Source organism: Parafrankia elaeagni (assembly GCF_000374165.1).
Lineage (GTDB): Bacteria > Actinomycetota > Actinomycetes > Frankiales > Frankiaceae > Parafrankia > Parafrankia elaeagni.
On the sequence record NZ_KB893755.1, the window covers coordinates 18,747 to 36,992 of the forward strand.

Sequence of the window (18,246 nt, forward strand, 5' to 3'; positions counted from 1 at the left end):
ACATCGCGGCGGGAATCCGCCACCACGCCCGCCGCCCCGAACGTCCACCACACGAACATGAAGCTTGAGCTGGTGCCCGTTCTTCGGACAGTGATCCCTGTGGGATAATTGATCCGTGAACGGAGGGTATTGATGGCTGAACATCGCAGGCGGTACACGCCCGAGTACAAAGATGAGGCGGTAAAGCTCGTCATTGATTCGGGTCGGCCGATCTCCGCGGTTGCCAAGGACCTGGGTATCAACGAGGGAACTCTCGGCAGCTGGGTCGCGACCTGGCGGCGCGCGCACCGGCATGACGCCGAGGAGGAACCGCTGTCCATGTCGGAGCGGGCACGGTTGCGTGAGCTGGAGAAGGAGAACCGGGAGCTGCGGATGGAGCGTGAGTTCCTCTCAAAAGCCGCAGCCTTCTTCGCGCAGCGCCATCAGTGACCGACAAGTACGAACTGATCGCCGCGGAGAAGGATTCCTACCCGGTGCGGAACATGTGCCGGTGGCTCGCCGTGTCGGCCTCCGGTTTCTACGACTGGTACCGCCGGCCACCCTCGCCGCGTACCCGCCGGCGCACCACCCTGGACACCCAGGTCCGGGCATTGTTCGCCGCATCCCGGCAGACCTACGGCGCCCGCCGGATCGCCGCCGCGCTGCGGGCGTCCGGCACACCGGCGTCGGTCCGCCTGGTCCGCCGCGTCATGCGTCGCGCCGGGCTGCGGGCCTGCCAGCCCAGGGCCTACCGACGCACCACCCTGCCCGGTCAGGCGCCCGCGCCGACCGACCGGCTCCGCCGCGACTTCACCGCGGCCCGGCCCGGCGAGAAGCTCGTCGGCGACATCACCTACATCCGTACCGGTGAGGGATGGCTGTATCTCGCCACCGTCATCGACTGCTATTCAAGAAAGGTAATCGGCTGGTCGATGGCTGACCACATGCGCACCGAACTCATCATCGACGCGTTCACGATGGCCGCGACCCGGACCCGCCTCCAGCCGGGCGCCACGTTCCATTCGGACCGCGGCTCGCAATACCTGTCCGACGCCTACCAGCGGGTCCTGCGGCACCATCAGGTCCACCCCTCGGCCGGTGCGACCGGCGTGTGCTGGGACAATTCCCTCGCCGAGTCTTTCTTCGGCACCCTCAAAAACGAGCTTATCCACCGTGAACACTATCCAACCCGCCGCGTTGCCCGCACCGCCATCGCCGACTACATCGAGATCTTCTACAACCGGCAGCGGCTCCACTCCACCCTCGGATACCGCACCCCCAACCACATCGAAAACCTCTACCACACAGCCACCGCAACCATTGCAGGCGCCGCATAAGCCAGATAGGGTTCCTGCTGCGCAGGTGTCCGAGAAACGGGGCTCACCTCAGCTTGTTTGCTAACCGACAACTATGCCGAGGCCCTGCCCCGAAACCTGACGCGCGGTACACAGCAGACCCCCGCGCTATGGCGCGTCATGCCCAAGGCTTGAGTGTGCCAGTCGCCAGCGCCGGTGCCCGCCTGACAGCACCCGCCCAAGACTGACACAGAGGGGAGATGAGCAATGGTTGAGACCTGTGGATCGGCTGGGGAGGGCGTACCTTCCCGGTGATCGAGGTTGAGGTCTCAGTCAGGCCGACGTTGACGCGTCGGTCGGGAAGGCACGCCTGTGCTCACGGTAGTACCCGAGGACAACACGCCCGAGAACGGCTCGACGGCCAGGCCGTCGCTGATCGATGAGATCGTCCGGGAAGGTGCGCGGCGGATGCTCGCGGCCGCGTTGGAAGCCGAGGTCGACGCCTACATCGCCGAGCTCGCCAGCGATTGTGACGGCCGCGGCCGCCGGCTGGTGGTCCGTAACGGCCATGCCCAGCCCCGGCAGGTGATGACCGCCGCCGGGGCGGTCGAGGTCACCGCACCACGGGTCAACGACCGCAGGATCGACCCGGACACCGGCGAACGGCAGCGGTTCTCCTCGGCGATCCTGCCGCCGTGGTGCCGCCGCTCCCCGAAGATCGCCGAGGTGTTGCCGCTGCTCTACCTGCACGGCCTGTCCAGCGGTGACTTCGTGCCCGCGTTGGAGCAGTTCCTCGGCTCGGGTGCCGGCCTGTCCGCCTCGACAGTGACCCGGCTGACCACCAGCTGGCAGGCGGACTACCAGGCGTTCACCGCCCGGGACCTGGCCGGCGTGGACTACGTCTACCTGTGGGCCGACGGGATCCACGTCAACATCCGCCTGGACGAGGACCGGCTGTGTCTGCTCGTCCTCATCGGGGTCCGCGCCGATGGCCGCAAGGAACTCGTCGCCCTCACCGATGGCTACCGGGAGTCGACCGGGTCGTGGGCGGACCTGCTGCGTGACTGCGCCCGGCGCGGCATGTCCGCCCCGGTGCTCGCGGTCGGGGACGGCGCGCTGGGGTTCTGGGCGGCGCTCCGCGAGGTCTTCCCCGCGACGGCCGAACAGCACTGCTGGGTCCACAAGACCGCGAACGTGCTCGCCGCGCTCCCGAAGTCCGCGCATCCCGGTGCGAAAAAGTACCTTGCGGACATCTACAACGCCGAGGACAAGACCCACGCCACCGCCGCGGCGAAGACGTTCACCGCCGCCTACAAGGCGAAGTTCCCCAAAGCCGCCGCGAAGGTCACCGACGACCTGGAGGTGCTGCTGGCGTTCTACGACTACCCCGCCGAACACTGGGTGCATCTACGGACCACGAACCCGATCGAGTCGACGTTCGCGACCGTGCGCCACCGCACCCGAGTCACCAAAGGGCCGGGATCACGTGCCGCCGGGCTAGCCATGGCATTCAAGCTCATCGAGGCCACCCAGGCCCGCTGGCGAGCGGTCAACGCACCCCACCTCGTCGCCCTCGTCCGCGCCGGCGCCGTCTTCGAAGCAGGCCAGCTCGTCGAACGCCCACAGGCCCGCGCCGCATGAGCAGTCCCCGCCCCGCTCACCCGGGGGCACCGGCCCGCGCCTCGGGAGCACCAACCGGCAGAGTGATCGTGATGACCGGGCCGCCTGGCGCGGGCAAGACCACGATCGCCCGGCAGGTGGCCGACCGGCTCTCGCTCAGCGTGCACCTGCACGCCGACGACTTCTGGCACGTCATCCGCCAGGGCGCCATCGCGCCCTATCTACCCGAAGCACACCACCAGAACACGATCGTCATCGACATCGTGGCTCACACCGCGTTCGGCTACGCCGCCGGCGGCTACGACGTGATCTGCGACGGCATCATCGGCCCCTGGTTCCTCGACGCCTTCCGCGCCATGAGCACGACCAGCGGAATCGAGCTGCACTACCTCGTGCTGCGCCCCGACGAAGCGACGACGCTCCGCCGAGCTACCAGCCGGACCGCCACCGACGCGTTGACCGACCCCGAACCGATCCGCTCGCTGCACCACCAGTTCAGCAGCCTCGACACCCTCGAACCCCACGTGTTGGACTCCAGCCACATGGATCCCGCAGCCACAGCCGAGGTTGCGTTGCACGGCATCACCAACAGCCACTACCAGCTCAGTTGATCTCTATCAGCCCGACACACGATCCACAGGTTTTGACAATTCCTCAGGGGAAAGAGAGACCTGTTCTCCGGAACGGAGCGTGATGAAGTTGGGTCAGACTGACAGGTGGGCGTTCATGGCGCGGGCCTTCTCGGCAAGCTCAGGTAGTTCCGCGACGGTGACGCCGGCCTGAGCGAGGAGTTCGTAGCCTTGGCAGTCGGCGACGAAGAGGCTGGGCTCGCGCCAGGCGATGACCACCCGCGGGATCTTCGCCTCCAGGATGAGCTGGGTGCAGGTGCGTGGCCGGGATTTGCGCTGGGAGCAGGGTTCGAGGGTGCTGTAGATCGTCGCGGTGGCGAGCCGGGGGTCGTCGGGGTCGATCTTCGCGAGGGCGGATTCCTCGGCGTGTACCGCGTCGTCGACCTCACGGGAGTAGCCGAAGGCGATCTCCTCGTTGTTCTCGTCGACGATGACAGCGCCGACCGAGTAGGCGCTGGTGGCGGGTGGGCAGCGGTGGGCGAGTTCGATGGCTCGGGTCATCCAGCGATGGTCGTCGAGCTGGGGCATGGAGCGGCTCGTCCTTCCCTGGGGCCGGTCCCTGGTGGAGTCGGACCGGATAGCCGGTGGCGGGATGGTAGTCAGACGGTGATGGCCGTGGGGACCTGGTCCATCGCTTGGCGGAACTCGCGTACCTGGGGGACAGTCTGCCATCCGGCGACGGCGTCACGCAGGGACCGCAGGCTGGTCATGATGCGTCCGGAGTGCGTGCTGGCGCCGACCGTGAGTGCGTTGAGACCGAGTGTCGCGGCTTGCTCTGGTTCGCGTGCTCCTGCGTGCGCGAGGGCTTCGCGGGCAAGGTAGACACCGCGGTCGCGGTGGAAAGCCGAGGGGAGACCGTCGATCGCTGTCCGGAATCCGGTGGCCGCGGCAGGGTAGTCACCGAGTGCGGCGAGGCTATGCGCCCGCTGGACTTCGATGTAGGCGGGGCTGAAGAACTCGCCCCAGGGGTCCGTGTCGGGCCCGGCCTGGTCGAGGATGTCGTGGGCACGGTCGTAGAGCGTCAGGCAGGTTGTTTTCTCGCCCCGTAGTGCGTGGCCATGCGCGCTGTAGGTCGCGGCGATGGCGGCGAGACGACCGGTTGGCTCCGCGCTGGTCAGGGCTGCGTCGGCGACGTCGACGGCTTCATCTGGGTCGCCACGGTCTGCGGCGAGTTGGCTTTTGCGGGCAAGGATGAACACGGTGGCCTTGGGGTCGCCTGCTCGGTGTGACCATTCCAGCGCTCGGTCGAGCCAGTATCCGGCGGTGGCGTGATCGCCGCTGTCTTGATGGAGCCAGCCGAGGAGATCCGTGAACTGTGTTTGGATGTGGAGCAGGGTCTGCCGTTGTGGACGCGAACTCGTGCCGTGGCGGAGATGGGCGGCGATGAGGCCGGCCTGTTCCTGCGCTGTGGTGATGACCTGCCGCGGTCCGAAGAGGTTGTCGTTCTCCGCGAGCACGGCGCGCAGGCGTGCGAAGTGATCGACGACACGTGGGTCGATGGAGGACGATCTTGGTGGCATCGTGGCGAGCGGGCTGAGGGCTGCGCCGCTGGCGGCGGTGAGGCCCAGGCCTCTCAGGAAACCCCGGCGATCGAGTGGCATGAGGACGATCCTCCCATCCGGGGCGAGTTGCGGAAAAATGATCACGTTGTCTTCGTCTGCGGGACCGGCCGGGTGGGGGGCCGGTGCTTGCCCAGCTCTGGCGGCGCTGAAGGCGACGTCAACTGGTCGTTCGGTGGTCGTTCCCCATCGTTTCCCCGCGAGCGTGATCGAAGAGGCCGTTGATGACGCAGCCACGCCGTCCGGTGGCCGGCGCATGCCGTTGATCAGGAACACGTCTGCCGGAGGGAGGTGTTCGCGGTCGTCCACGTCGACGAGGGCGTGGAGATCGCATCCGTACACCTCGGCAAGCAGGGCGAGGATCTGCGGGGTGGGACGTCGCCGGGCAGGGCGAGGCCAGTTCTCCACCTCCGATAGCCGCGGCGCGGTCATCGGGGCGGTGCCGTCGGGGTCGAGGCCGGCACGGACGGCGTGGGCGTTGATGCGGTCGGCGGCCTGCTGCTGTGTCCAGCCGTGCGCGACACGGTAGGCGGCGCGGGGGCGTAGCCGGTAGCGGCGGGCGAACTCGATCGCGATCTCGTGGTGGCTCATGCCGGTCGCGCGCATCCGAGTCCGCAACTCGTCCTGCTCAACCCTTTGGCTGGGCTTGTTCATGGCGACGTTGCCACCCCTTCCAGGTCAAGGATGCCCACTGATCCAGCGGCTACCGCCACCGATCGATTCCCGATCGGAACCCGCCCACAGTAACCGGTCCCTCACTATCGGGGCCGTAGCGGTCAGGGTGTCAGCTTGCCGCCCTTGGCGATCCCTTTGCTGCCTGTCCGTCCAGACGCCGGCCGATACTGATCAACCTGCCGTGAGATGTCGCGCAGGAGCGCGGGCGACAGGCGTCCCGAACCGGAGCAGGTGCGTACCGCTAGTAGCGCAGTACCAGGCGGTTCTCTGGCTTGGTTATGATCTTGCCTTGCGTCTGGTTCGGGATCGGCGTGCCGGCCGGGAAGGCGAGGATTTTGGGGTCGGCAGTGCGGTCGTGGTCCCAGGCGTCGATCTGGTCGACGATCCGTGAGGCGAGACGGTGACCGAGGGGGCCGTGGCCGATGGCGCCGAGCTGCCAGCGCCCTGGGGTGTCGGCGCGCCGGATGGTGAAGTAGGCCAGTGAGCCGTCTTTGACCAGGGCTGGGCTGCGTGAGGCGATCGCGGGTGTGCACAGCCCGTCGGCGACGGCCTGCTGGTCGGCCTCGATGCGGACCGTGCCGTCTTCCACGGCGCTGAGGTGGAGCCAGACGCGGTCGAAGGGTTCCTGGCCGTGCACGGTGACGTCAGACCAGATTGTGGACTTCTCTCGGTCGAGGACACCGCGCAGGGCGTCGGTGTCGATGGGCTGGTCGAGATCGTGGTGCAGGGCGGCGAGGTCGTTGGGGTGGATGACGCTCCTCCGTTCGCCGGGCTGGCCGAGCATGGGGACGAAGCCGCACAGGAAGACCCAGTCGGACTTCCAGTGGTTTTCCTGTTTGGTGAGTGCGACGGCGCGGGTGGTGCCGCGCCAGCGCAGCGGGAGGACGAGGCGGCCATCGGGGGCGAGTTGCTCCCACCAGGCATGCGGGATGTCCCAGGCGCCGACCGTGACGATGATCCGATCGAAGGGGCCGTCCTCGGCAGCGCCGTCGGCGCCGTCGCGGGTGAGAACGCGGACGTGGGGGAAGCTGGTGTCGTCAAGGTTGCGCCGTGCTGCGGCGGTGACGTCGGCGTTGATGTCGATGGTGGTGACCTGGCCGCCGGCTCCCACAAGGGTGGCGAGGAGGGCCGCGTTGTAGCCGGTGCCGGCGCCGATTTCCAGGATGCGCTGGTCGGGCCGGATGTCGAGGGCGGTGAGCATGGCGGCCACGATGGTGGGGCCAGAGGCGCAGCTGAGGTGGGTGCCGTCGGGGAAGGTGTGGGTGATGACCGCCTTCTCGTCGTAGGCGTCGGCCAGTGGCGTCTCGGGGACGTAGCGGTGGCGTTCGACGGAACGCAGCGCCGTTTCGACCCACGGGGGCAGATCCTGGCTGGTGAGGATGCGGTCGACCATGCGGTCGCGCAGCGTGCCTGGTGATGTGGCTGCGGTGGTGTCCATCAGTCTCCTTCACAGCGGCAGGGGGCATGGTGGTGACAGCGGCCTCGGTCGGGTGACCAACTGCTAGTTGATCAACAGGCAGTGGTCCCAGTCTGGCAGCGTCAGATCGGATGTGATCTTCAGGGCAGCGTGGGCGAGTGCGATGCCGGCCGCGCCGTCTAAGAAACCCGCGGGGGTAGGGTCGCTGTTGCCGCGGAGGTACTGGTGCCTGTGTGTTTCGGCGGCGTGCAGGGCGGCGGAGAGTTCGCCGGTGCTGGTGTCGGCCGTGGCCCGGTGGGCGGTCAGGAGGAGGCCGGCCCAGCCGTGGCAGAGACCCGCGTCGGTGAGCTGCGCGAGCTGGTGGTCGTCGGTGAGATATCCGATGAGGGTCTCGACCGCATCGAAGGCTCTTTGTTGGTCACCGAGGGCGAGGGCCGCGAGGTGTTCGGCTCGGGCGATTCCGGGACTGCCGTAGCACCAGGACGGTCGAGGCGGCCCCGGGGAGGTTGCACTGCCGGTACGCAGCTCGTTGTGGTCGATCACCTCGGGCCACCAGCCTGTCCTCCTCTGCCCTCTGCGCCACTGGTCGAGCCACGCGATGATGGTGTGGAGCGCGTCGACGTGTCCCGCCATGGCGATGCCCCGTCGCTTGGCGATGGCCAGGAGCGCCAGCGGTCCGGCGATGCCGTGGGCCATGCCGAAGCCGGCGTGGCCGGCGTTCCATCGGGCGGAGGCGCGGCGGTCGGGGCTGCCCGTCGCCCACCAGCCGGGCAGGTCCCGGCCGTCGACACGGATGGGTCGCGTGAGTCGCACCAGGTACGCGAGCACGTCCCGGAGAAGAGCGCTTTCGCGGTCGCGGTGTAAGAGGAGTGCGCCGAAGCCGGTGAGTCCGTTGATCAGGTCGTACTCGCCGGCGTAGGGCATCTGCCCGTGATCGATGCGGCGGTGGGCGGCCTCCAGACGGTGTCGGATGACGGTGGCGATAGCGTCGTCGAGGGTGGCGAGCACGGCGTCGTAGGCCCGGTGGCCGGCGGTGTGCAGGGTGTAGGCGACGGCCGGTGCGCCCTGGTACAGGCTGGCGGTGTCCGGATGGGCGTTGAGCGGGCTTCGTGTCATCGCCGTCGCGAGGCGGTGCACCGGTTCCCAGCCGTCGAGGCCGGCGCGGGCACGAGCGATATACGCCAGTGCGATCCCTGGTGCTCCGTCGCCGAGGGACTGGGCCCAGCGCGCCGATTCGGCAGGGATGCGGGGCAGCGTGGTCACGGGCTGTCCGCCGTGGTGCGCGCGCGTCGGGTGAGGGTGATCTGCCGGGCAAGACGCCGGCAGATGGCCTCGTCGGCACGATCGATGAGCCTGGCGCGGTTGTGGTGCATGTGCAGGAGCGCGGACAGAACCTGATCGGCGTCGGCGTTACCGGGGAGCGCGAGCCGATAGCGGGTCAACGCTTCCCGGCGGGCCTGCCACGTCTGGGCGAGGGCGGCGGGCAGGGAGGTGCCGCCCGGCAGGGTCCTTCGGGCTGCCCAGCGGGTGACCTGCTCGGTGACGGTCCGATCCGCGCCGGGCCCGGCTTTGGTGGCGAGATGCGTCAGAAGCCAGGCGTTCGCGTGGACGGGGTCGGCGTGGAAACCGTCGGCGATGTCCACCATGCCGACGGCCGTGAGTGCCATCGGATGGACTGCGAGTGGCGTCGGGAGCTGGAGTGCGGTCGCGACCGCGTGCGAGTCGGCCGCGAACACCGCTTCGGCGGCATCCATCGCGGCCCCGCTGCCGTAACGGCCGATCTCGGGATGGTAGGTCGCCAGGGTCAGCCGGGACGCCGCACCCGCGTCGCAGAGCTGCTGCCCCCACTGGCCGACCGCACAGGCCACCGCAGTGTACTCCTCGGGGCTGGCCGTGCGGATCCGCAGCCGCAGGTGGTCGGTTTCCCGGACGCTGCGGTAGCGGGCGAACCAGTACGGCCGGTCTCCGTCGAGCAGGTCACGTAGCCGGGGCAGGTGCGTGCGGAGGATGTCGTCGAGGCGTTCGGGATGGGTGAAGATCTGCGCGTAGAGCCAGGAGCCATGTGGCGAGGCCGGCCGATGCGCGGCGTTCGCGCTGGTCACGACCGGCAGGTTGCCGGTGACGAGGTTCGGCGCCGCCGGTACCGCGCGGACGAACGGCAGGACGACCTCGTGGACGTGGCCGCCGATCCATCCCGTGTCCTCGACGGAGTCGGTCTCGGTCAGCGTCGCGCGGCCGTGTTTGTCCAGATGCTCACGCAGGATCGCCAGGTGCGCGTCCACGGTGAGGTCCAGGCGCAGTGACCGGTGGTCGTCATGCAGCTCCACGATGTCCGGGTAGGCCCCGCGCTGCCGCCACCGGGCGAAGGCATCCTCCCAGGAGTGACCATCGGCGCGTAGCGCGGTGTGGTCCGCAGTGCTGATCCGCCACGTCGCGGGTGACAGGATCGCGCGCCGGTAACGCACCCGAGGCGTGTAGGGCAGGCAGGCGGCCAGCGGACCCCAGTCGAACTCGGTGAAACGGGCGAGAAAGCCCCGGGTCAGCGTGGCAAGGAACCGCGCCAGCGGCGGCGCCTGCTTGCGCAACGCGAGCGCGTGGAAGACCTGCGGTTCCACGACCTGGCGCCGCGAGATGCTGACCAGGTGCAGCCCGTCGGCCACCGCGACGATCCCGAGATCGTCCAGGCGGATCACGGTCGACTCGTCCGCCCGGTGCTCACCGACCGGCAGCACCCGGGACAGCCAACGGGGAACCCGGGAGACGTTCTCCGAATGCGGAAACAGCGGCGGGAACGACATCTGAACCGGCAGCGCGCCCTCGACAGCCGCCGGCGCGGCGGCGAAGACGGTGTCCAGTCCGGCACGGCCCACGGCGGAGCCGAACCGGCAGGTGAGCGTGCCGAACGCCCACGCAGGATGAACGCCGAACGTGTAGTCCCCCGCCGCCAGCGCCTCGACGCTGGCGGCGTGGACACGGGCGCCCAGCTCGACGTGCGGCGGAATCCACCGTGGGTCCACCGGCCTGTCCGCTGTGATCGCGGCGATGAGGGAGTCGGTCAGCACGAGTTCGTGATGTCCGGCCGTGACCGTCTCCCAGGCCAGGCGCAACAGCTCCTGATCGCGCTGGCTGACCGTGTCCTCGGGTTCGGCCAGCATGCTTCCCGGGAAGCCAGCCGGCCAGCCGATGCCCGTATCGGGATGCACCGCGTCCAGGACCGGGACCAGCGCTCCCGTGCCGTAGCGGTCCCAGAACTCGCGGCACCAGTCGTTCCACCCCTGGTCCGGACGCGGCTGGCGCGTGAGCCGCAGCAAGGCACCCACCGCCTGGGCCATCTCGTCGGCGACGTCGGCGGGGACAGCGATGTCGCAGTCGAGATGTAGGTCGCCAGCCAGTGATGTCCGGCCGGCCGGCGACAGGCGACGCATCCGTTCCGACGCCTCCTCCCGTAGCCGTGCCTGCGCGCCCGGCTCGACGTGGTCGTCGTTGTGTGCCCGGATCAGCTGCTGGGTGGCACGGAGCTCGCCCAGCATGGCGGCCGTCGCCTCACCGTCGCCGACCATGGCACGCTCGACCACCGCAGCCACATGCGCCAGCGGGTCCGTCTCTGTCATAGGCGCACGAAGACCCGTAATCAGGATGCCTTGGGCGACCAGGTCACCGAGCACACGGCGGACAGCCGGGGCAGGGGCGGCAGGAAACGCGAGGGCGACCTGGTCGAGCAGAAGGTGGAACGGGATCGGCTTGGCCGCCAGGTCACGGACGAGACGCATCACCGCCGTGTTGCGCACTGTCACCCGTCCTGGGCCGCGAGGCATCTCGATCCGGTCGCCGCGTTCGACCAACAGGTCGCAGGCCAGGACGTCCAGATGGGCGAGCAGGTCGGGCAGCATCTCCAGCCGCTCGACAACGTCGTCCAACCACAGCGTGTCCGCCCGCAAGACCAGCCGGTGGGCCGATCCCCAGTACACACGTACGTCCTCGCCGATACGGACCCCGGCGACACCGGCGAACAAGCCGAACGGAGTCGGCCGTCCCAGAGAACGCAGCAGGTAGCGGACGACTGCCAACGTCACCCGTCGAACCTGCTTGCCGCCCGCAGCCTGGTCGTCGAGAACAGCTTCGACCTGAGCGGCGAATGATCCGCTCGCGTAGCGGATCGCCTCGGCAAACCCGGGCAGCGCCCATACGGCGCATAGCCACGACCGGCACGAGTCCTGATCGGACAACGTCGGCCAGTCCTCCGGCTGCTGGGACAGCGGAAGGACCGCCGCCCGCAGCATCGCACCGCCAGCATGGCGGTACAGCGGCACCTCCACGTTGACCATCACACCTCCGTCTCACGCTGCGGTCGCCGGCTCGCCGAGCGGGCGCGACCGGCGAGCCGGCGCCGCAGCCGTCACCGGGTCAGTCGCTGGCGCACGCCGAGGCGCAGGTCGAACCACAGGTGTCGCTCGTGTCGCACGCCCGGATCGTGTATCCGGGCGCCGCCTCGACCGTCACCTGCACATCGAGCTGGAACTCGTCCCGCAGGCCGAGCGGTGTCGCCTCGGTCCGCTCCAGAACCGCACTCGCGGAACCACCAAGCGTCATGGTCATCAACCCCTTCGAAGGAGGAAGTAGGGCAACGCCCCGAGGGCGCGCCGTAACGATGCTCCGTCCCGGCCGGTGAACCATTCCCACCAGCCAGAATCTTTGGCTTCGCGCTCCGGGTGGCGCTTGACCTGCGATAACAGCGTCCGCGAGCCCTCCTCGTTCGGCGAAAGACCGGAGATCGACGCCGAAATGTTCGTGAGCCACGAATCGTTAGGGCCCCATCGCGGCACACGCGCCGGCTGTCACCCTCGCGATCCAGGGGAGCCCCCGTTTACCGGCGCCCAGGAGCGATCAGGTTCCCGGTCGTGGGGGCGACGACGCCGTTCGCACTGCGGCGGGCATGGCAGCGCGCGCGTTCCCAGAGCCCGGGAACCGCAAGAACGGGCCGAACGCGCACCCGCGGTGCCTCTCAGGCCGGCCGCTCATCCTGACGCGGACGGTCGGGACCTTCGGCCGCCAGTCCTAAAGGCGAGGGCAGCGCCCGCGGCTTATCGAGTCGGATCAGGAGAGCGCGCTGCCGTGCACGCGGAGCCCGAGGAGCTGGTCGAGAAGGTGATGGTCCTGGGGTGGCGATCCGACAGGTACGCGCCGATGATCGTCGGTCTGCGCGATGGGTGGAACCTGTGCCTGGACGGCCACGGCATCCGATGCCAGGGCTGCTTACGTGGTCGGCCAGGGCAGAGGCTGCGTTCGCGGTGTGCCAGCGGGAACGTGCAGATGCCCAGCATTCGATTCATGCCAGCGATCTTGTGGTTCTTCTGGGCTAGATGGCGGTTCGAAATGACTAGCCGTCTTATGGTTTGAATGTGTCAAATTGCGCTGGCGTGTCGTTCCGACTTGGAAGTTGGAACGGGCCGGCGCGTGTCCGGCAAGGCAGGCTGAAGGGGACGGTCCGTCGTATCGGTGTGACGGACCGGCGCCGGATGTTTGCGAGGTGGGCATGGTGGCTCCTCGTTCGGACTCTCGCGGTCGCCGCTGGCCGGTCCGCGGGGTGGCCGTCGGGTTGCTGGCCGCGGGCGTGCTCGTGGTCTCCTGCAGCTCCGATGACAGCGCCGAACCGGCTCCTGGGCCGGCGACGTCGCTCGGTCGATCCTCGGGGCCGCAGGTGACGGTGTCGCCGTCGCCCACGTCACCAGCTGATGCTGCCGGGCAGCGGGCGGTGGCCGCCTATGTCGGTCTGTGGGAGGCGATGGCCGAGGCGAGTCATACCTCGGACTGGCAGTCACCCGAGCTGGCGCGGTACGCGTCGGGGGATGCGTTGCAGGCGGTCTCCGGCGGCCTGTATGCCGATCATTACAACGGGCTGGTGTCGCGTGGCGCCCCCGTGCTGCATCCGGAGGTCACCTCCGTGGAGCCGGCTGACGCGCCGACGACGGTGATGGTGTTCGACTGCTCCGACAGCACGAACTGGCTGCGCCACCGTGCGGACGGGGCGCCGTTCACCGACGAGCCCGGTGGGCGGCGGGCGGTGACGTCCGAGGTGCGGCTGCATCAGGACGGGTCGTGGAAGGTGACCCGGTTCGCTGTCGAGCCGGTGGGCTCATGCAGCTGACACGCCTCATCCTCACCGGCACCTGCCTACTGGGACTACTTGCTGCGGGAGCGCCGGCGTTCGCTGACAGCTACGCGACCACGGACTGTGCGCAGAATCCGATCCCGGGCTGCGACCTGGCCGCGGGCGGCAACGGCCTCGCGCCCGCAGCCCCTGGCGGGCAGGCGCCGCCACCGCAGGATGGCGGGAGCGGTGGCTCGGGGCGCGGTGGGTCGGCCCGCCCGCCGGGTGACGTGGCGCTCGACCCGGCGGATGTCGCGCGCCGCTCCTACGTCCGCAGCGACTTCCAGCCCACCACAGAGGCGATCCAGCCGGTGCTGTTCCGCGTGGCCCCCGACAGCGGCGGTCTGCGGGTGGTGGCGGCAGTCGACCGGTCCGGCCCGCTCCTCGCGCGGCCGGTCGCGACGGGGCCGGACGGTCGGCCGGGTGCCTGGTACGTCTACCAGTGTCAGACCGACGGGGTGCGGGACGCTCTGTACCGGCCGCCGGTATGGATAGCCGACGGCCAGGGCGGGCCGGTGGCAGGCGGGCCGGATGTGGGTGGGCTGGCGGAGCAGACCCGCAGCCAGCTGCGGCTGCAAGGCCCGGCGATCGCGTTGAGCCCGATCGGCCGGCAGTTGATCCGCTTGCCGACCTGGATGTGGCTGGACCCCGCCGGCTGGCGGCCGGTCTCCGCTACGGCCGCCTCCGGCGGCGTGTCGGTCACCGCGACGGCGACCCCGACGGGGGTTGACTGGGTGATGGGCGACGGCGCCCAAGTCCACTGCACCGGGCCCGGCACCCCCTACCCGGATGGCGGTGACCCGAAGGCGTCGTCGCCTGACTGCGGGCACACCTACCAGACGGTCTCCGAGGATCAGCCCGGCGGCGTGTTCACCGTGACCGCGACGGTCACCTGGAACGTCACCTGGGCCGGCGGTGGCCAGGCTGGGGTGTTCGACGGTCTCACGACCGTCTCCACCGTCCCGGTTGCCGTGATCTCCATTCCCGCGCTCAGCACTGGCGGCGGCTGACCGCCCGCGGCCTCGGTTCGTCGCACGGTGTCCGGCTCGACGAACGTGATGGTGGTCAGGGGTTCGTCGGTGCGAGCAGAGTGCCGAGGGCGGTGGCCGCGTCGAGGAGGTCGAGAACCTGGCGGAGACCGACGTGGACCCGCTGGCCCATCGTCTGGGCGGTGCGCGGGACGCGTGTGAGGTACCGGTCGTCGACGAGGCCGGCGTTGTGGGTCAGGACGTGTCGGACGGCCATGCCCTCGGTCAGGGTCGTCCAGCTGTCCCCGAGAGCGGCAGGCAGGTCGCGGTGGAGGTGGTCCCGGTAGAGGGCGGCGGCGGCGTCGAGGCGTTGGAAGACGTTCCCGGTCTGCTTGGCAGTCTTCAGGACCGCGTCCGGGTTCGGGACATTGCGGTGGAAGACGTCGCGGAGCAGCGTCTCCAGCGCGGCGCACACGTCTTTGATCGCCGATTCGTAGATGCTGGTGAGACCGCCTGCTGCCTCCAGCCTGGCGCGCTGGCCGTCGGGGAGATCCGCCAGGGTGGTGATGACGGCGCGCTGCACGCCGACCAGCTCGGCGAACTGCTCGTCGGGGGCGCGCTGGCCGCAGGTCGGGCAGAACAGTGCGATGCCGAAGACGGCCGTAGTCTCCTGGCACACGCGGCACGTCATCGTGCGCAGCGTCGCTTCTTGGTCGAAGCTGAAGATCCTCCTGCGTGGGGCCGGTCGGGACGCGGGCTTATATTGCAGGGTTCCGCGCGAGCGACGCGCGACGCCGCGGAGCATCGTCGCCAGCTGGTCAGCCGCCCTCTCGTAGGCGACGGCCTCGGCCGCTTCTTGAAGACGCCGACGGGTCTGCGGGCTGAGGAAGCTGTCCGCGCCGGCCTGGTGGCCGCAGTAGGCGCAGTGCACCTGTGAGGATGTGCGCTGGCCAGCTCCGGCGAAGGTGAGTTCGACCGCGAACCGGTGGTCGGCCTCGACGGGGCAGACGAGCATGTGCAGGCCCTCGTGCGCGGGCAGGGCGACGCCGAGAACGAAGCCTTGTCCGTCGTGGCGCTCGATGTGGACTCCGTCAGGAAGCCGCCGCGTCCAGTCCATCCCTGATCTCCGCAGTAGACCCGATTTGGATCATTCTTTCAGGCGGGTCCGCAGCCCGGTCTGTCGGGTCGGTCAGCCGCCGACGGTGACATGCGGGCAGACATCGCGCTGCTGGTAGCCGCCGGGAACACCGGTACCGGCGGCGGTCCAGAACGGCTCGGAATCGCGGAAGTGCCCGCCGAGGGTGTGCCAGGACAGTCCAGGGTGTTCGGCGCGCAGCGCGGCGAGCCCGGCCGCGGCCAGGCCGCAGCGCTGGTAGCGGGGCAGCGTGAAGGGCTGTTCGACCCAGCCGAGGCGGCAGCGGCGGCATACCTCGTAGTCGACGGCGAAGGCGACGTCGCCGTGCAGGTTCGCCGCACGCTCCCGCCAGCCGGCCCGCTCCGCCGAGGGGGTGTCCTGCCACGGCGTGCTCAACCGGAGGACCTCTGGCCGGCCGCGGCGCTGGCCGTACCGGCCGCGACTAATCCACCGCGCGAACTCCCGCCACGGCTGGCGACCGGAAACCCTCCCGAGGTGGTGCGCCTCGCTGGCCAGACGCCGCGCTGCCGCGACGTCGTCCGCAGTCTGATCGGTGGTCACAGCTGGAGATGATCCCATCACCCATGCGCACGGGTCAGGCCGTCGAGCCCGCACGACGCAGTGGACAGCCGTGTGGCGACCCGCGCCGCGCACGAAGGGCGTACCGACAATTGCCGAGCTCGTCCGTCAGGAGGCTCGACGAGATCACTGACGGCGCACAGACAACGACGATGCCGGCGATGCAGAAACAATTCTAAACAGGCCGGTAGGAGGAACCTGGATGCCTGGATGCATCATGCACACTCGCCATCGCTCTCCTGTTTTCGAACGACCTGTTGCGATCGGACACGGCGAGACCTCTATAGAGGTAAACAGCCACGGACGCGCGAGCGTCCCTCATAGCTATCAAGGTCTGGTCGCGAAGGAAATCACCCGCGCCACCGAGTGCGAATTTCCCGCCTGCGCCGCCGCTGCGGCGATACCCAGCGGAATGCCGGCGACGGTGTCCGCGCTGGCCACAAGCCCCATGCCGCTCACGGTGAACTGAAGTCCGCCCAGGGCCAGCGTCGGATGCTGGCACCGCCAAGGCGACGCACAGCGAGCGGCCACAAGGTCGTGACCAGCGGATGCGCTACCCAGGTCGAGCCGCTGGCCCTGCCTTCAGCCGTGAAGGTAGTTCGCCGCCTGAGCCCGGTCGCGGCATCGGCATGCCCCCTTCCCGTGGGGTATCCCCTCTGGTGCGCATAAGGGTTTCCCGATTGATGGGATACCCCCTGGGGCGGGCGGGCGCAGGTCAGGGGCCCGCTGGCACTGCCCAAGAACAGCCCGACTGGGCTACCAGGAGCCCTGGATGATAGTCGGGCTGCTCCAGGTCCACGGGTCCCAACCACGGCACCAGCCGCCGTTCAGATAGACGCATTCGACTAGAATTTCGCGAATACTTGAATGTCTCACGCGACCCTTCCTTTACATTTCTCCCCACTCGCCCATTCGTGCTTCCGTTCTTTTCTTGGCTCACATCTCTATCGTTTCCCGACTCGCGGGAATGAGTTCCTGGCCTGCGGAAACGCGATTGTTGGATCCCCCGGAAAACCCTAGAAATAGTCGCCCGGCGGCATTGATTTCTCGGGCACGCGGAGGGATTATTAGCTATCGGCGCGTTGCGCCCGGCGCGCGGCGCTAAATCCCCCACTCACGTGGAGTCCTCCATGTCGCATGACTTCTTTTCCTCATTCTTTTCCCGGGACATTCCGTCGATCGTTCCCGCCCAGTCCGCCACGACCGAGGACATGGCGCGTGTCACCGAAGCGGACTGGACCGCGATCGTCGACCACGCACACTGCCACTGCCGGAAGGTCGACGCATCCCGCTCCCGCAAGCGCGCCGACGGCAGCGCCACCATCGCCCGGGACGGATTCGGCACCTACGGCAGCGACGACGTGTCCGACGACATCGCCCAGGACGCGGTGCTGATCTACGCCCGTCGGCTCGGGACGATCATCCGGAACTGCGCCGTCGCCTCCCTGAACGTCGCCACCCGGGAACCCGACGGGTGGCAGTACCAGACCCAGGACGGCGAGACCTCCGTCGTGAACCGTGCCGTCATCCGTCGCTGGGCGGTCCACGACGCTGCCCAGCGCAACGGCTACCGTCCCCGTCGCACCACCCCCGACGCCGGTAACCCCGATACGGCCCGGCGGCAGGCCGAGCATCTGGCGTCGGTGACCTTTCTCGCCGGACTCTCCAACGTGATCTTCACGATGGCATGGGAGGACGGACACGACTTCCCCACCCTGCGCCAGCTCCTCCACCTGGCAGGCCAAGCCGAAGATCTTGGACGCGCCGGACTGCTCGCCACCGTCGCCCAACAGACCTACGGCGGCAAGTACGGGTCACGCCGCGCCGTGATCAAAACCCGTGACGCCGCACTCGCGGAAGCACGCGAACTCACCAACCGCTGCGACGACATCCGCCGCAACCTCACCCACCGCGACCGACCCCACCACGAACACCACACCGACGACTAGAGGGAAAATGAGGTGACTGGTGGTCGTGACGGGCCCACGGCGCTGGTGACCACGCTGGAACGGGCAAGGCCAGGTGGTGACCGCGCTGGGACAGGGCGCGTCGGTGCCGGGGCCACGCCGAGTCACCCACTGCCTGGGGCGCGGGGCGTTGGCGGGCGGGCTGACGCCCGCCGTGGGCTGGGCCCGGGCATGGGTGACGCTGTGTTCAGTTCCTTGTCAGGCAGCTCTCGCGGGGCCGGTGGGCGGTGCCGGCCGTTTGGTGAGGACTACGTCGTAGCCGAGCGAGTTCATCT

The 18,246-nt window shown here is 69.0% G+C and carries 14 protein-coding genes; 6 read left to right on the forward strand and 8 right to left on the reverse strand.

From position 1 onward, the window contains the following. Window positions 1-132: 132 nt before the first annotated feature. The 3 genes from B207_RS0125070 to B207_RS35505 all read left to right on the forward strand — a co-directional run bounded on the left by B207_RS0125070 (window position 133) and on the right by B207_RS35505 (window position 3,505). Window positions 133-1,316 (forward strand): IS3 family transposase gene (locus B207_RS0125070; RefSeq protein WP_154675611.1). Its coding sequence is split into 2 segments (ribosomal slippage): window positions 133-400 and window positions 400-1,316, totalling 1,185 coding nucleotides; the frame shifts between segments, so codons are not numbered across the junction. 330 nt (window positions 1,317-1,646) lie between these two features. Next, window positions 1,647-2,915 (forward strand): IS256 family transposase, encoded by a 1,269-nt coding sequence (locus B207_RS0125075; protein ID WP_018639424.1) that lies wholly within the window; start codon window positions 1,647-1,649, stop codon window positions 2,913-2,915. Window positions 2,916-2,986: 71 nt separating this feature from the next. Beyond that, window positions 2,987-3,505: an AAA family ATPase gene (locus tag B207_RS35505; RefSeq protein WP_230205212.1), complete on the forward strand. Its 519-nt coding sequence runs from the start codon at window positions 2,987-2,989 to the stop codon at window positions 3,503-3,505. 93 nt (window positions 3,506-3,598) lie between these two features. Here B207_RS35505 and B207_RS0125085 read toward each other — a convergent pair whose 3' ends face one another. From B207_RS0125085 to B207_RS0125110, 6 genes are all read right to left on the reverse strand, one after another. Next, the gene (locus B207_RS0125085) at window positions 3,599-4,051 is read right to left on the reverse strand and encodes a deaminase (protein ID WP_018639426.1); all 453 of its coding nucleotides are present in this window, start codon (window positions 4,049-4,051) and stop codon (window positions 3,599-3,601) included. Window positions 4,052-4,122: 71 nt separating this feature from the next. Continuing rightward, window positions 4,123-5,736, reverse strand: coding sequence for a twin-arginine translocation signal domain-containing protein (locus B207_RS0125090; RefSeq protein WP_026311426.1), 1,614 nt, complete (start codon window positions 5,734-5,736; stop codon window positions 4,123-4,125). A gap of 262 nt (window positions 5,737-5,998) precedes the next feature. Beyond that, window positions 5,999-7,195 carry a methyltransferase, FxLD system gene (gene fxlM, locus B207_RS0125095; RefSeq protein WP_018639428.1) on the reverse strand — a complete coding sequence of 399 codons (1,197 nt, stop codon included), beginning with the start codon at window positions 7,193-7,195 and terminating at the stop codon, window positions 5,999-6,001. A gap of 63 nt (window positions 7,196-7,258) precedes the next feature. Further along, the gene (locus B207_RS0125100) at window positions 7,259-8,437 is read right to left on the reverse strand and encodes a lanthionine synthetase C family protein (RefSeq protein WP_018639429.1); all 1,179 of its coding nucleotides are present in this window, start codon (window positions 8,435-8,437) and stop codon (window positions 7,259-7,261) included. Beyond that, a complete protein-coding gene (locus B207_RS0125105; RefSeq protein ID WP_018639430.1) occupies window positions 8,434-11,499 on the reverse strand; it encodes a lantibiotic dehydratase in 3,066 nt (1,021 codons plus the stop codon). Before B207_RS0125105 ends, B207_RS0125100 begins: the two co-directional genes overlap by 4 nt. A gap of 79 nt (window positions 11,500-11,578) precedes the next feature. Then, window positions 11,579-11,770, reverse strand: coding sequence for an FxLD family lanthipeptide (locus B207_RS0125110; RefSeq protein WP_026311427.1), 192 nt, complete (start codon window positions 11,768-11,770; stop codon window positions 11,579-11,581). 988 nt (window positions 11,771-12,758) lie between these two features. Here B207_RS0125110 and B207_RS0125120 point away from each other — a divergent pair. Together B207_RS0125120 and B207_RS0125125 are read left to right on the forward strand one after the other, a co-directional pair. After that, on the forward strand, window positions 12,759-13,319 hold the full coding sequence (locus B207_RS0125120) for a hypothetical protein (protein ID WP_018639434.1): 561 nt from the start codon (window positions 12,759-12,761) through the stop codon (window positions 13,317-13,319). Next, window positions 13,310-14,332, forward strand: a complete 1,023-nt coding sequence (locus B207_RS0125125) for a hypothetical protein (protein ID WP_018639435.1) — start codon at window positions 13,310-13,312, stop codon at window positions 14,330-14,332. The genes B207_RS0125120 and B207_RS0125125 overlap by 10 nt, the downstream gene beginning before the upstream one ends. 55 nt (window positions 14,333-14,387) lie before the next feature. Here the strand turns inward: B207_RS0125125 and B207_RS0125130 are convergent, their stop codons facing one another. Together B207_RS0125130 and B207_RS41915 are read right to left on the reverse strand one after the other, a co-directional pair. Next, on the reverse strand, window positions 14,388-15,407 hold the full coding sequence (locus B207_RS0125130; RefSeq protein WP_018639436.1) for a hypothetical protein: 1,020 nt from the start codon (window positions 15,405-15,407) through the stop codon (window positions 14,388-14,390). Window positions 15,408-15,479: 72 nt separating this feature from the next. Continuing rightward, window positions 15,480-15,986 carry a hypothetical protein gene (locus B207_RS41915; RefSeq protein WP_230205213.1) on the reverse strand — a complete coding sequence of 169 codons (507 nt, stop codon included), beginning with the start codon at window positions 15,984-15,986 and terminating at the stop codon, window positions 15,480-15,482. Window positions 15,987-17,134: 1,148 nt separating this feature from the next. On the opposite strand from B207_RS41915, the gene B207_RS0125140 reads away from it, so the two are divergent. Next, complete coding sequence (locus B207_RS0125140) at window positions 17,135-17,953, forward strand: hypothetical protein (RefSeq protein WP_018639438.1); 819 nt, start codon at window positions 17,135-17,137, stop codon at window positions 17,951-17,953. Window positions 17,954-18,246 lie beyond the last annotated feature (293 nt).

Bases quoted from the DNA above. Each gene is read 5' to 3' on its own strand.
- B207_RS0125125 (WP_018639435.1), top strand. From the start codon at position 13,310: ATGCAGCTGACACGCCTCATCCTCACCGGCACCTGCCTACTGGGACTA.
- fxlM (WP_018639428.1), bottom strand. From the start codon at position 7,195: ATGGACACCACCGCAGCCACATCACCAGGCACGCTGCGCGACCGCATG.
- B207_RS0125140 (WP_018639438.1), top strand. From the start codon at position 17,135: ATGTCGCATGACTTCTTTTCCTCATTCTTTTCCCGGGACATTCCGTCG.
- B207_RS0125085 (WP_018639426.1), bottom strand. From the start codon at position 4,051: ATGCCCCAGCTCGACGACCATCGCTGGATGACCCGAGCCATCGAACTC.
- B207_RS0125105 (WP_018639430.1), bottom strand. From the start codon at position 11,499: ATGGTCAACGTGGAGGTGCCGCTGTACCGCCATGCTGGCGGTGCGATG.
- B207_RS0125090 (WP_026311426.1), bottom strand. From the start codon at position 5,736: ATGAACAAGCCCAGCCAAAGGGTTGAGCAGGACGAGTTGCGGACTCGG.
- B207_RS0125110 (WP_026311427.1), bottom strand. From the start codon at position 11,770: ATGACCATGACGCTTGGTGGTTCCGCGAGTGCGGTTCTGGAGCGGACC.
- B207_RS35505 (WP_230205212.1), top strand. From the start codon at position 2,987: ATGACCGGGCCGCCTGGCGCGGGCAAGACCACGATCGCCCGGCAGGTG.
- B207_RS0125130 (WP_018639436.1), bottom strand. From the start codon at position 15,407: ATGGACTGGACGCGGCGGCTTCCTGACGGAGTCCACATCGAGCGCCAC.